Source organism: Bacillus sp. PK6-16 (assembly GCF_056530295.1).
Genome location: NZ_CP096511.1, coordinates 4,323,651 through 4,335,845 on the forward strand (window position 1 = coordinate 4,323,651; position 12,195 = coordinate 4,335,845).

The window sequence follows — 12,195 nt, forward strand, 5'->3', positions numbered from 1 at the left end:
TAACCCCTCACTATGCTTGAGGGGTTTCTACTTTAACACAATTATAAAAAAGGCCTCATTACTGGGGCTCTCAAAAAATAATACGAATAAATGAATTAAAACAAATAATAGATAACTAAAATAGGAGTCGACAATCGTTATTTTCTTCTTATTTCTAAAGCAATATGGATATATCTTCTTAACTTCATTTGGATTGTACAAGCAAAAGAAGACATCTTAATTGATGTCTTCTTTTTTTATAGTTTTATGAATTTTTTTGAGCAGCTGCTCTCCAATCACGAAAAGATGTTGGGCGTCCAGAAAAAGCTCTTTGCTTTGTAACAGATGGTTTTTCTTCAGGAGTCATTGTTTTTTCTTTAAGAGTCGCTGGTTTTTCTTTAAGCGTCACTGATTTTTCTTCAAGAATAGTCACAGTTGTTTGCATTTTCTCTAACTGTTCTTTCAACAATTGTTGTTCAATCTTTAAATCCGTAAGTAAACGTAAAATCATCTCAGAATTAGCCATAAGATCCTCCTTCCCCCAATACACAGAATAAAATACAATATGTAGAAGACAAAATTCCGGTGACAAAAATAAGATCGTCAACTCTTTTTAACTTCCAAAATCCTTTTATTTTTTTAAGGACCTGCTCCATTCACCCTTAAAAACATAAATTAAATTAAATCCATTAATAAATGGTCTTTATGGAAGGAGGAGTTAATATGGGCTATGGAGGTAGTTGTGGTGGAGGCTGTGGTTTCGGCGGCGGATTTGCCTTACTTGTTGTGCTCTTCATCTTATTAATCATCGTTGGCGCTAGCTGTTGGGGCGGCGGATTCGGCTGCTAAGGAGAGGCACTCTTGAGAGTGTCTTTTTTTTGATATGTGACTCATATACATATTGCTCATAATTTCCGTTCTGGGGATAGTATACAGCATCCCCCTAATTAATAGTTGGTTCAAATCGATATAATTCTTTTAAATATAGGTTAACACTATATTTCTCAAGGAATAAAACAACTTAACATGGTAAAATAATAGTTGGATGGGAGTCCAATATATTATTAAAATTAAGATGGTTCAAGTCGAAGGAAGGCACCTTAGGGTGTCTTTTCTTTATGACTTCTAACATCAACAAAGGGTGATACAAACTATTACATATGTTTGTACCACCCTTTATTGATGCGTTTAGACTTCACAGTTGTTGAAGTTGTTGAAGTTTTAGACTTCTCCCTTAGTGTACCCATATTATTAGAACATCCTGTAATCTGTAGACAAAATGTAGCTAATAAAAACAATATTAATAATTTCTTCAATAAATCCTCCTACATGCATAAAACACCATATGTTACAAAACAAACATAACATCAACTCTTTATAAAAACAATATAATCCTCGGTCCTTAAGCTATCTCTTAACATAGGAGTACCGCCACAAATCCATTTTTAAAATATCCCCTACTTAAGGAATTTGTAAGTATCAAGTAAGAAAAACGAGAGCTTTGCTTCGTATAATCAAAATATAAAGTGAAGGAAGAAAGATTATTTCTGGGATTAATATGCATGTGACAAGAGAAGAAAGCTACGTTTTTTTAGAATAATAATATGAGTATGTCCAAGTTTTGGAGATTGCTTGCAAATGTTTTGAAGTTTTCGCACCAGAATTCTAATTACCATACCTGTTTTTTACCATCACATATTGGAGGTTAAAACATGAATAAAAAAAAGAAAATACAAAGATCAATACTTACCTTTCCCCTACTCTTTTCTTTAGGCGTTTTATCTTTCCCGCTTACAACAACTATTCACGCAGATACACGCGAGGAACAATCTGCTGAAAAGAAACTAGTCTCTTTAACGGAGCGTACATCATTATTTTTTGAATATCTCCAGCAAGGTAAGTATGCAGAGGCACTACAGTTGACGTCTACTGCTTTTCAATCCAAGTTTACAGCAACCACATTACAAAACTGGTGGACACAAAGTGGCTGGAGCGGGATAAAAAGCATGGGAACCCCTGTGATAAAAGAACGAAACTTGGTCCATCAGACGGTAGAAATTCCAGCAGCTACCGAAGGAACTACCATACCACTACTCCTTAAATTCACACCTGGCGGGAAAGTAGATGAAATTGGAGAAAGGCCACCCGAGGAATCTTTTACCATCCCCCATCCTAGCTATGATCAACCTAACTCCTATCAAGAACGTGAAATCGTCATTGGAAATTCTACCTATCCGTTACCAGCGACATTAACAGTTCCGAAACATAAGCGTGGTGAAAAGCTGCCCGTAGTTGTTCTTGTTCATGGTGCTGGCATCCATGATCGCGATAGCACATATATGGGAACAAAAATCTTACGAGACATTGCGGTGGGCCTTTCATCCAAAGGAATTGCAGTGTTGCGCTATGAAAAACGCACCTTAGAACATGCATTAAAGATGAGTGCAGAACCCATTACGTTAGACCGTGATACTACAGATGATGCCATATATGCAGCAAAATCAGCAGCGCAGCAGGAAGGCATTGATCCAAATAATATTTTCATTCTTGGACATAGCCTAGGAGCTGGCACAATGCCGCGTATACTGAGCAAAGCGCCTTCCTCACTTATCCGAGGAAGCATCTTACTCGCACCACCTGCACGCCCTTTGACTGAAATTGCCATTAATCAGTATGAATACCTTGGGGCATCAAAGGAAGAAATCGATGAACTAAAAAGACAGGCTGCTTTTATTCAGGACCCTACTTTCAATCCTGACCATCCTCCAGCTGGCTATAATTTTGGGTCACCTCATTTTATGTATGATGTTTCTAGGTGGCGTCCAGTTGAAGAGGCAAAATCACGAAAAGAGCCTTTACTCATTCTGCAAGGAGCACGCGATTATCAAGTAACAGTAAAAAACGAATATACAAAATGGCAGAAAGGACTTTCAAACCGCGGGAATGTTCAGTTCAAAAAATATCCGAAATTGAATCATTTCTTCACGGAGGGTGACGGGGAATTAAGTCTTCCTAGTGAATACGAAATCCCTGCTAACGTTCCCGAATACGTCATCCAGGACATTATTACATGGGTTAACGAGACAAAAAAATAAGAAAACATCAAAAGCCTTCATGCAATCATCATTGCGTGAAGGCTTTTTGAAACTGGTGATTCAGACATATCTATTATAATTATATTTTTCTACGCACTAAATAAAAAACTAAGGACCCCATCATAACAGGTGCAACGAAATAAAAGAAATGTGAAAAAGAAAAAGTAAAAAGAAAAAGAAATGGTATAAGTGTATAGATAACTGCTAGTCCTATAAATAAAGGAATTCCAAATTGAAACTCTCTACATCGTTTAATTTTCCTATATAAGACTTCCCCAAGTAAACAAGCTATAAGAGCTGGTATACTACCATAAGTGACGATAGTTTTTATGAATCCCTGTAAAACGTCCGGGTGAATAAAGCTAGGATTAAAAATATATGAAATTAAAAACCATCCAAAAATAAAAGCAAATAGACTTGCAGCATAACTAACTACAAATTTTATCAAAGTAAGCAACGTAATCATCCTCACAATTCCCTAATATTATCTTCATTTTATCATTTTCTCTTAAAAAGATTCCAAAAGGGTATACTTGCCCTTCAGCTTTCTTTTTTAACGCTTGTTCAAGACGTATTTTTTGATGTTATTTTGTATAAAAAACTTTTGGGAGCAACCTGTTCGAAAAATTGATAAAGAATAAGCGATTGAAGGATGAAAACAGAAGACTACAAGGAAAACTGTATGAACAAATATAATGAAACAAGGCTCTTACTTTGTAGCGGTATCCACGAAGTAAGAGCCTTGTTTTTTCTACTCATTTTTTATATCAGTCTTGATTTTCCGATGGAAAGGCACAGAAAATCTACTACAGAAGTTGTGATACCTCTAGGATTAACAAATTCTTTAAATTTCTGTGTACTACGTACAAGCCCTCTACTTTTGGCATGTGCCTCTAATTCAGCTCGAACTTGTATTGTATCCGGAGCCATTCTTTCTAAAGCATGCGCAGAATATTTACGATCATTAATTTCGAGTTTTTAAAACTCATTTATTGTAACTGTAAAATGTGGTTTGAATTTTACTTCGATTTTTTTCTTTTCTTCTGTACCTAGAATGTATAGTGAATCATTACGAGTATATATTTCTTTCACTGATTCCATCTTGGTTTCTATGATACGTTTGTCTTCGTATAGCATTATTAATTCAACTGTTGCATCATAATAGAACATATTCATAACCAGTTCAAATCCAAGTTTATCAATTTTACTATATCGATACGCACCTGCACCTGGAATATAGTAATCTTCTGGTTCGCTTTCGAAAATTTCTAGTAACTCATACTTATCATGTTTAATATCCAATATTCCTCAACCTTTTTGTCATAGATTACTTACTATGCTATTCATTCTATTCTTTTTTCTTTGCGGGAACAACTGTGATAACATCACCTTTATCATTTATAACTACGTAGCCTTCGTCTCTAACGTATTTCCAAGTACCAGGAGTGTCTCCTGGTTTGCGAGTGCCTGTTTTTATAATATCTTCAACTACATTTGGAGTCATTCCCCGAGGATCAACTTTTTTTAATTCTTCCATGTATTTATCTGATCCGAATGCATACCCTTTTCTTTCAGCTCGCTCACGTGCTCGTTTTGTAAGCTCCGCTCAAACTTGAACGGTATCAGGTGCCATTCTTTCAAGTGCATGTTCAGAGTACTTACGTCCATCAATGACGCCGCCAGCATTCCGAAAAAATCACGCTAAGCAAAAAATATAATAAGCTGTCGATATAGACAGCCCTTTACATAATTATCGTTATTGGAATCAAAATAAGCTTACACATCCAAACTGTTGATAATAGCTAATATTTGATGATCTGTCCATTTGCCATTAATCCTTATATTTTCTTTCGCTATACCTTCTTTTTTAAATCCCACTTTTTCTAATACACGAATAGATGCAATATTATCAAGCATCGCTCCTGCTTCAATTCTATGTAGCTTTAATTCCCTAAAAGCAAAATCTACAACAAGTTGAAGAGCCTCTGTTGTATAGCCCTTTGCATTATGCTCCTTATCTAAAGTAAATCCCGTATAACAGCTTTGGAGGTCTCCCCTAACAATTTGAGTTAATGAAATGTCTCCAATCAGTTTATCATTTTCTCTTAAAAAGATTCCAAAAGGGTATACTTGCCCTTCAGCTGTCTTTTTTAGAGCTTGTTCAAGACGTATTTTTTGATGTTCTTCTGTATAAAAAACTTCTGGGAGCAACGGGCAAACTCGTTGAAAAAATTCGCGATTTCTAATATGTAAGTTAGCTAACTCGTTAGCATCATCAGTTTTATAAAGCCGGATATAAATGTGCTTCCCTACTAGTCTCATAACATCCCTCCAACATTTTTATATGTCTAATGAGGAAAAAATATACCGTATACTATATACAGTTGGATAATATCAGGAAGCATTTTGCACGAAAGAAAAGACACTCTATATGAGTGTCTTTTCCAATAGTTTTTAGCAGAAGCAAGAAGCTCCAACGATGATTAATAAAATGAATAACACGACTAATAAAGCAAAGCCTCCCGAGAAGCCACAACCGCCACAACTACCACCATAACCCATAATAGTTCCTCCTTTAGATAAGAGGGGAAAACTAAGGTTCACTCATGTATTTTAATGGATTCGTTTCATCTTATGTTTTTCCGCATTGATTGAGCAGGTCCTTTCGAAAAGTATTCACATATTAACTATATTTTTAAAAATGAATAATTTAACTATATCAATAAATAGATTAATTAATATAATGTATTAATTCTAAAAGAAGGGAGGAATAGCCATGCAAGTAGTTTGTTTTAAAATAGTAAGTGGTCAGTATTTCTTGTTTGTAGAAGGCATTCAAATTCCTGTACCAATTCCAGCAGTTGCTGCAGCTTTATTAATTGGTTTAGGAGTAATTCCACTTTGTTCTTAATGTAAGGAATTCGGATCATTCCTATCTTTCCATTAGAAAAGCCTCAAGTATATGAATACTTGAGGCTTTCTTTATATTAAAGAAAAAACACCTTACAACGCTTGAAGATCTCCTGATTTAACTAATGCAGCCGTTACATCATCACCGAAAGTATTGAGACAGAATACTTGCTCGTCTACCGTATCCATTACTGTAGCTTCACCTATCTTGCCACCTTTTGCAAGTACTACTCCCCCTATAATAGATGCTAGCCAATACGTTAGCTTCTTGTCCATCTTCATTTCCCCTGTCTTCGTTTAAATATCTTAACTAAAGAATACCATATTTAATTCCTTTTTATTGAAGAGTCTCTAATTTTTACTATAAAAAACGCGCAAATCGTTTAATGTAAATATAATAACTTCATAATCATGACTATGCCTATTCTCATAACAGAATCTATATACGATGTCACTAAATCATCTGGTGAACTATTAGCGGCAGAACTTATTATAAGAACACACTCTCTCATTATTGGACTTTTAGTTATTAGCACAGCTTTGCATCGTTATTCTCAAAAAGGATAAATATTGTACATACCAATTCTTATGTATGAAGACAACCAAAACAAGTGTTACGAAAAAAATATGAAAAAGACATCTTTGCTAGGGAAAGATGTCTTTTTTATATAAACCTTAATGTTCGTTCTGTAAAACTCTCGCTTCCTTTACTCCTTCTTTCTCTTCTTTTAAGAATAACGATACGATAAATGCAACAATGATAAAGACTAACCCAAGTGCAAATGCACCTTGGAATCCTGAAGTTAAACCGTTTAACTTCTCTACCGGATCCAGTGGATTTGCGGAGCTTTCCATATACTTAGTTGTTCCTGAAGACATTTTCGAAATAAAGATAGCTGTACCAATTGCACCAGCTACTTGTTGCAACGTATTAAACAGTGCTGTTCCATGCGGATATAAATCTGGTGTTAATTGATTTAAACCGTATGTTTGTGCTGTCATGACAAACATAAGTCCAACCATTAATACGCTATGCATAATAATAATTTGTAACATTGATGTATCAGGAGTAATGCCTTTAAATAAGAACATTGCAATCCCTACTAACACAATGCCGGGAACGATAATAACTTTCGGACTAAATTTATCAAATAGTTTACCTGCAATTGGTCCCATTATAGCGCTAATAATACTTCCTGGAAGCATGATGATTCCTGACTTAAAAGCTGTAACGAGTAAAACTGTTTGCAGGAACATCGGTAATAAAGTCATCGTTGAAAATAACGACATCATCACAATGACAATTAATCCAACTGATAATGTAAACATCGGAACTTTAAATGCGCGTAATTCTAAAATTGGATTCTCAATTTTTAATTGTCGAACGACAAAAATACATAATGAGATAAGCCCAACAATTAAAGCGCCATATACTTTCGCATCGGACCATCCTAAATCACCTGATGCACTAAAGCTATACACAAATCCGCCAAATCCTAATGTCGATAAAAGGATTGATGGGTAATCTACTTTTGGCCTTGTTAACTCTGAAACATTTTGAATGTACTTCATCCCAATCATAATGGAAATAATCACGATAGGAATAACAATATAGAATAACCAGCGCCAATTTAATGAATCCACAATTACTCCAGATAATGTAGGACCAATTGCCGGAGCTGCCATCATCACAAGTGCGATTAATCCCATTGTCGCACCACGTTTTTCAGGCGGACAAATAATTAAAATCGTATTCATTAATAACGGTGAAATTAACCCTGTCGCTATAGCTTGGACGATACGGCCGATTAATAAAACAGAAAATGTTGGTGCAAATCCCGCAATTAATGTACCAGCTAAAAACGTTACCATAGCGATCAAAAACATTTGTCTCGTTGTGAGCCATTGCTGAAGTAACGCTGTAATTGGGACTAAAACCCCAACCACCAACATGTAAGCTGTAGAAAGCCATTGAATCGTTGAAGCTGTTACGTCAAATTCTTTCATTAATACTGTTAACGCATTACCAAGTAATGTTTCATTTAATAATGCAACCATTGCTCCTAAAAGTAACGCAATTAAAATGGGGGTATGTTTCAAATTAGAAGTATCAACTTTGCCACTTGCAGGGCTCTTAGTTGTCATATTCATTTACAGATTCTCCTCCTGTTTCTTACTTAAAAAACTTTAAATATACCTAAACACATGTAATATAATATACATATGTAGATTAAAAAGGGAGAATCAATTTTCAACCACTGTATATTTAATCTACAAAAAAGGAGAATTGTAGATGAATGATAACGAAAAACAACTTGATTTACGTATTAGACGTACACATAAATTACTGTGGGATTCCTTATTTGAATTAATGACGCAATCAAAACAGAAATATAGTACGATTACGATTAACCAAATATGTGACCGCGCTATGGTACACCGAACAACCTTTTATAAACACTTTGAAGATAAAGATGCTTTATTAACATTTGGATTTAAACGATACGGCAAGATGATTGCTGAAATACCGGTTTCAGATCGATTAAGTAAACCATTTCAAGTAATGGAACAATTCCTACATCATGAAGAACTCGGTAAAATATTAGAAACGCAAATGTCTGATGAACAATTTATTACCCGTACACATTATTTAAGTCACGAAACGAGAAAACAAGAAATAGAAGCATTAAATCAACTTTGCAAAAACCATACGATACCAAATGATTTAATCATTGAGTTTTATTCAGGGGCAATCACCTCATTAAGCACATGGTGGTTTAAAAATAAAAAAAGCGTTTCTGCTGCTGAAATGGATAGGTACCTCCACCAACTCATTAATCGGGATATTTTTCAGTTTGAAGAGGAATAAGACTACACCTTTTCAATCATTCAATCAAATTGACCACAAAATAGGAATATGATATATTTTCCGTAGAATACTATATAAGTATGACATCAAATAAAATGGCATATAATAAAAAGAAGAGATGCGCTCACATCTCTTCCCTAACTGCTACCGCTTAGGGTGGTGGTTATTATAAGCTATTTCTTTTTGCGGAACCCCCCCCTTTGCTTGTGACGGCGCGGAGTGGGTTTTTTGTTGTCCTTATCCAGAAGTTGATTCCGCAAAAAATACGCTGAAGCTTCGCGCACAGTCGCTTTGACAAACTCTTTTACAAGGTCAAACAAAACTCCATATTATCACCTCCTTTTCTTCCGAATAGAAAGAAGGGATAACCACCCTCACAATATGCAGTTGACTTTATTTTATCAAATTATTGTAAAGATATTATGTAAACAAAACAAATGAAATTTTACATAGAAAAAATCCCCTCCAAACTGGGCTTTTTTTTTATACATACTATTACTTCCCAATTGTTCTGAAAAAACCGTCGATAAATTTAAGTTACAAATATTCAGAATTAATATTAAAATTTAAAATGGGGATAGGGGTATGGGCTTATAAAATTTATACATAACGAGGGAATAGAAATGAAACTACAATTAAAAGCGGATTTAATGTTACTACTAGTTACATTTTTTTGGGGTGCATCCATCCTACTTACAAAGCTTGGACTTGATGGCATAGAAGAATATAATTTAATTGCATTACGATTTATTATCGCTTTTCTTTTATCAGGTTTAATATTTTACAAACATTTATTCAAAGTTGATTTTAAAACTGTAAAATATGCATTTATACTTGCTTCTGTCTTATTTATCGTTTATATTTTCGCGACTTTCGGTACAAAGTATACGAGTGTTTCTAATGCTGGTTTCTTACTATGTCTCACAGTCATTTTCATTCCAATATTATCAGCTATATTTTTAAAACACATTCCGGAAAAGAAAGTTATAGTAGGAATCATTTTAACGATAATAGGAATCGGCTTATTAACATTAACGAGCGAATTCAAAATCGGTAACGGCGATATATTTTGCATACTGTCTGCCCTATTTTATGCGATCCACGTCATCATTACTGGAAGCGTAACGAAACATGTGAATTCCATTGCACTTGGAGTAGTGCAACTAGGTTTCGTCGGTCTATTTAGTCTTATTTTTTCATTCATTATAGAAACGCCAAAGCTTCCTAGCACAATCAACTCATGGCTCATCATATTAGCTTTAAGCATATTTTGCACCGCAGTCGCATTCATCGTGCAAGTAATTGCCCAGCAATACACTACACCTACCCATACAGGTCTTATTTTTTCATTAGAACCTGTCTTTTCCGCAGGCTTTGCTTTCGTCTTCACAGGTGAAACACTTACCGGGAAAGGATATTTAGGAGCGACACTTATATTAGTCAGTGTGTTGATTGCTGAAGTGGATTTTAAGAGTTTATTACGAGTTAATTATAAAAAGAATATGGAATAGATAAACATACCCCGAGAAAATATTTGTTACTATTATTTTCATTCTCTTTTAAATGAGACTTTTTTAGATGCTATCTTCGAATAAGATAGCATCTAAAACATGTTAAAAGGAATTATTATATTAATGTAGCCTGCATAGTTCACCGTTTCTACATTACTTACTGCACATAGTCATACAGATTTTTCGCTAACAATAAACAAGTTACTGTAATGAAAAGAGCACGAACATACCCGCTCCCTTTTTTTATAGCAAATTTGGAGCCAACAATCCCTCCAGCAATTTGAGCAATTCCCATTATAAAACCATACGCATAGTTAACTTGCCCTACATACATAAACATCAACAATGCACCAACATTACTTCCTAAATTAAGAAGCTTCGCATTACCTGCTGCTTTTAAAAAATCATACCCAATAAATAAAAGAGCAAACATTAAAAATGAACCTGTACCAGGACCTAGAAATCCATCATAAAAACCAATAATAAAAATAAAAAAGGTAAAAATAATGACGTGTCGACCAGACAATTTTTTATGAGTGGAAATACTTCCCCAATCCTTTTTGAATATCGTATAAATAGCGACCACACCGAGCATGATCAGCATTAATGGCTTTAATACTTCTGGATTCATTAAATGAACGGTCCATGCCCCTATTATGGAACCTATGAAAGTGATTGGAAATAATTTAAACGCCGATTTCAAATCAAGATTACCAGAACGATAAAACACAATATTACTAGTTGCACTTCCCATCGTCGATGCTAGCTTATTTGTGGCTACTGCATTTGCTGGATTCAGTCCTGTAAATAATAAAGCTGGTAAGGCGATGAGTCCGCCACCACCTACAACTGAATCAATAAATGCAGCTACAAATCCAAAAACAATCAAAATCATTAATACAGATGGGTCTAAATAAAAATCCATATTAGTAGCCTCCCCTTTAGTCACTATTGTAATAGTAACTACTGATTTGCTAAATGTAAAGAGTTATTGTAACGTTGAAATATAACAGCAAACATCGGAGGACAAAAAAGTGGACTACATAGTGCAACAGCTTAAAAAAATTGGTTTTAATGAATATGAAGCTAAATCTTATGTATCTCTTGTGAAACAAGGGCCTGTCACAGCCTATCAAGTAAGTAAAGATTCGGGTGTCCCAAGAGCACGAATTTATGAGATTTTAGGTAACCTTGTAGAAAAAGGAATTGTCATGAAGGAAGAAATAAATGACACCACTCGCTATTCACCTCTACCTGTTGAAATCTTTTTACAGAAGGCGCAATCAGAATGGCAGTCTACTTATGAAGGAATTAGTGATTCATTAAAGAAACTAGAAACTTCCGAAGAAAAAACGGATAATCGAGTCATTACTTTAAAAGACAATCAAACCATCATTAGCTATTGTCAGGCATTAATAAAAAAAGCTGAACGACGTATTGTCATTTCGATGTGGGATGAAATGTATGAAGCGTTAAAAGAAGATCTAGCTGAGGTAGCTGATAAAATCACAGTACAAGGCATTACCTTGCATGTTGAAAATCCTATTAAAAATCTAGAAGCCCATCGTATAACAGCTTATACAGAAACCCTCTCTACAGAACATTGGTTTATTTTATCGATAGATTCTAAAGAGATGATTTATGGCCCATCACTTGAAGAGCGTAATGTTGCTTTTTATACAGATGACCCCGTTCATATATACTTATTAGAGGATTATGTATGGCATGATGTTTTAGTAAATCGACTTGTCCGACGTAGCCAAGATGACTTGGAGCAATGGATTACTGCAGAGAGAAGAGCTTTCTTTATGGGGAAATAAGAAGCATATTC

Annotated in this window: 15 protein-coding genes and 2 pseudogenes; 7 read left to right on the forward strand and 10 right to left on the reverse strand. The window is 34.8% G+C overall.

Translation table 11 applies throughout. The features are described from left to right. Positions 1–244: 244 nt before the first annotated feature. Positions 245–505 carry a hypothetical protein gene (locus M1D66_RS22195; protein ID WP_000013698.1) on the reverse strand — a complete coding sequence of 87 codons (261 nt, stop codon included), beginning with the start codon at positions 503–505 and terminating at the stop codon, positions 245–247. Between the two features lie 197 nt (positions 506–702). Between M1D66_RS22195 and M1D66_RS22200 the strand changes: the two genes are divergently transcribed. After that, on the forward strand, positions 703–828 hold the full coding sequence (locus M1D66_RS22200) for a YjcZ family sporulation protein (protein WP_000540377.1): 126 nt from the start codon (positions 703–705) through the stop codon (positions 826–828). Between the two features lie 863 nt (positions 829–1,691). Further along, the gene (locus tag M1D66_RS22205) at positions 1,692–3,074 is read left to right on the forward strand and encodes an alpha/beta hydrolase (protein WP_242554813.1); all 1,383 of its coding nucleotides are present in this window, start codon (positions 1,692–1,694) and stop codon (positions 3,072–3,074) included. Between the two features lie 79 nt (positions 3,075–3,153). On the opposite strand, the gene M1D66_RS22210 is transcribed toward M1D66_RS22205, so the two are convergent. The 6 genes and pseudogenes from M1D66_RS22210 to M1D66_RS22235 all read right to left on the reverse strand — a co-directional run bounded on the left by M1D66_RS22210 (position 3,154) and on the right by M1D66_RS22235 (position 5,636). Further along, positions 3,154–3,540: a hypothetical protein gene (locus M1D66_RS22210; protein WP_086388855.1), complete on the reverse strand. Its 387-nt coding sequence runs from the start codon at positions 3,538–3,540 to the stop codon at positions 3,154–3,156. Beyond that, positions 3,524–3,721: pseudogene (locus tag M1D66_RS22215) on the reverse strand (GNAT family N-acetyltransferase); the annotation flags it as partial. The gene M1D66_RS22210 and the pseudogene M1D66_RS22215, both read right to left, overlap by 17 nt. Before the next feature lie 331 nt (positions 3,722–4,052). Then, complete coding sequence (locus M1D66_RS22220; protein WP_000351757.1) at positions 4,053–4,376, reverse strand: hypothetical protein; 324 nt, start codon at positions 4,374–4,376, stop codon at positions 4,053–4,055. Positions 4,377–4,422: 46 nt separating this feature from the next. Next, a pseudogene (locus tag M1D66_RS22225) lies at positions 4,423–4,755 on the reverse strand (hypothetical protein); the annotation flags it as partial. Positions 4,756–4,850: 95 nt separating this feature from the next. Next, positions 4,851–5,396: a GNAT family N-acetyltransferase gene (locus M1D66_RS22230; protein ID WP_001241521.1), complete on the reverse strand. Its 546-nt coding sequence runs from the start codon at positions 5,394–5,396 to the stop codon at positions 4,851–4,853. A 132-nt stretch (positions 5,397–5,528) separates the two neighbouring features. Then, positions 5,529–5,636 (reverse strand): YjcZ family sporulation protein, encoded by a 108-nt coding sequence (locus M1D66_RS22235; protein WP_000540375.1) that lies wholly within the window; start codon positions 5,634–5,636, stop codon positions 5,529–5,531. A gap of 214 nt (positions 5,637–5,850) precedes the next feature. Between M1D66_RS22235 and M1D66_RS22240 the strand changes: the two genes are divergently transcribed. Beyond that, positions 5,851–5,985: a hypothetical protein gene (locus M1D66_RS22240; RefSeq protein WP_001198456.1), complete on the forward strand. Its 135-nt coding sequence runs from the start codon at positions 5,851–5,853 to the stop codon at positions 5,983–5,985. A gap of 92 nt (positions 5,986–6,077) precedes the next feature. Here the strand turns inward: M1D66_RS22240 and M1D66_RS22245 are convergent, their stop codons facing one another. Further along, complete coding sequence (locus tag M1D66_RS22245) at positions 6,078–6,260, reverse strand: hypothetical protein (protein ID WP_049108295.1); 183 nt, start codon at positions 6,258–6,260, stop codon at positions 6,078–6,080. A 135-nt stretch (positions 6,261–6,395) separates the two neighbouring features. On the opposite strand from M1D66_RS22245, the gene M1D66_RS22250 reads away from it, so the two are divergent. Then, positions 6,396–6,551: a hypothetical protein gene (locus tag M1D66_RS22250; protein ID WP_180985045.1), complete on the forward strand. Its 156-nt coding sequence runs from the start codon at positions 6,396–6,398 to the stop codon at positions 6,549–6,551. Positions 6,552–6,659: 108 nt separating this feature from the next. Here M1D66_RS22250 and M1D66_RS22255 read toward each other — a convergent pair whose 3' ends face one another. Then, a complete protein-coding gene (locus M1D66_RS22255) occupies positions 6,660–8,135 on the reverse strand; it encodes an MDR family MFS transporter (RefSeq protein WP_242554815.1) in 1,476 nt (491 codons plus the stop codon). Between the two features lie 142 nt (positions 8,136–8,277). Here M1D66_RS22255 and M1D66_RS22260 point away from each other — a divergent pair, with 142 nt between their 5' ends. Together M1D66_RS22260 and M1D66_RS22265 are read left to right on the forward strand one after the other, a co-directional pair. Next, positions 8,278–8,853 carry a TetR/AcrR family transcriptional regulator gene (locus M1D66_RS22260; RefSeq protein ID WP_000999318.1) on the forward strand — a complete coding sequence of 192 codons (576 nt, stop codon included), beginning with the start codon at positions 8,278–8,280 and terminating at the stop codon, positions 8,851–8,853. 623 nt (positions 8,854–9,476) lie between these two features. Beyond that, positions 9,477–10,364, forward strand: a complete 888-nt coding sequence (locus M1D66_RS22265) for a DMT family transporter (protein WP_242554816.1) — start codon at positions 9,477–9,479, stop codon at positions 10,362–10,364. 157 nt (positions 10,365–10,521) lie between these two features. Here the strand turns inward: M1D66_RS22265 and M1D66_RS22270 are convergent, their stop codons facing one another. Further along, positions 10,522–11,289: a TSUP family transporter gene (locus M1D66_RS22270; protein ID WP_242554817.1), complete on the reverse strand. Its 768-nt coding sequence runs from the start codon at positions 11,287–11,289 to the stop codon at positions 10,522–10,524. A gap of 109 nt (positions 11,290–11,398) precedes the next feature. Here M1D66_RS22270 and M1D66_RS22275 point away from each other — a divergent pair, with 109 nt between their 5' ends. Further along, positions 11,399–12,184 carry a TrmB family transcriptional regulator gene (locus M1D66_RS22275; RefSeq protein WP_242554818.1) on the forward strand — a complete coding sequence of 262 codons (786 nt, stop codon included), beginning with the start codon at positions 11,399–11,401 and terminating at the stop codon, positions 12,182–12,184. Positions 12,185–12,195: the final 11 nt, after the last annotated feature.

Bases quoted from the DNA above. Each gene is read 5' to 3' on its own strand.
- M1D66_RS22195 (WP_000013698.1), bottom strand. From the start codon at position 505: ATGGCTAATTCTGAGATGATTTTACGTTTACTTACGGATTTAAAGATT.
- M1D66_RS22200 (WP_000540377.1), top strand. From the start codon at position 703: ATGGGCTATGGAGGTAGTTGTGGTGGAGGCTGTGGTTTCGGCGGCGGA.
- M1D66_RS22205 (WP_242554813.1), top strand. From the start codon at position 1,692: ATGAATAAAAAAAAGAAAATACAAAGATCAATACTTACCTTTCCCCTA.
- M1D66_RS22210 (WP_086388855.1), bottom strand. From the start codon at position 3,540: ATGATTACGTTGCTTACTTTGATAAAATTTGTAGTTAGTTATGCTGCA.
- M1D66_RS22230 (WP_001241521.1), bottom strand. From the start codon at position 5,396: ATGAGACTAGTAGGGAAGCACATTTATATCCGGCTTTATAAAACTGAT.
- M1D66_RS22235 (WP_000540375.1), bottom strand. From the start codon at position 5,636: ATGGGTTATGGTGGTAGTTGTGGCGGTTGTGGCTTCTCGGGAGGCTTT.
- M1D66_RS22240 (WP_001198456.1), top strand. From the start codon at position 5,851: ATGCAAGTAGTTTGTTTTAAAATAGTAAGTGGTCAGTATTTCTTGTTT.
- M1D66_RS22245 (WP_049108295.1), bottom strand. From the start codon at position 6,260: ATGGACAAGAAGCTAACGTATTGGCTAGCATCTATTATAGGGGGAGTA.
- M1D66_RS22250 (WP_180985045.1), top strand. From the start codon at position 6,396: ATGACTATGCCTATTCTCATAACAGAATCTATATACGATGTCACTAAA.
- M1D66_RS22255 (WP_242554815.1), bottom strand. From the start codon at position 8,135: ATGAATATGACAACTAAGAGCCCTGCAAGTGGCAAAGTTGATACTTCT.
- M1D66_RS22260 (WP_000999318.1), top strand. From the start codon at position 8,278: ATGAATGATAACGAAAAACAACTTGATTTACGTATTAGACGTACACAT.
- M1D66_RS22265 (WP_242554816.1), top strand. From the start codon at position 9,477: ATGAAACTACAATTAAAAGCGGATTTAATGTTACTACTAGTTACATTT.
- M1D66_RS22270 (WP_242554817.1), bottom strand. From the start codon at position 11,289: ATGGATTTTTATTTAGACCCATCTGTATTAATGATTTTGATTGTTTTT.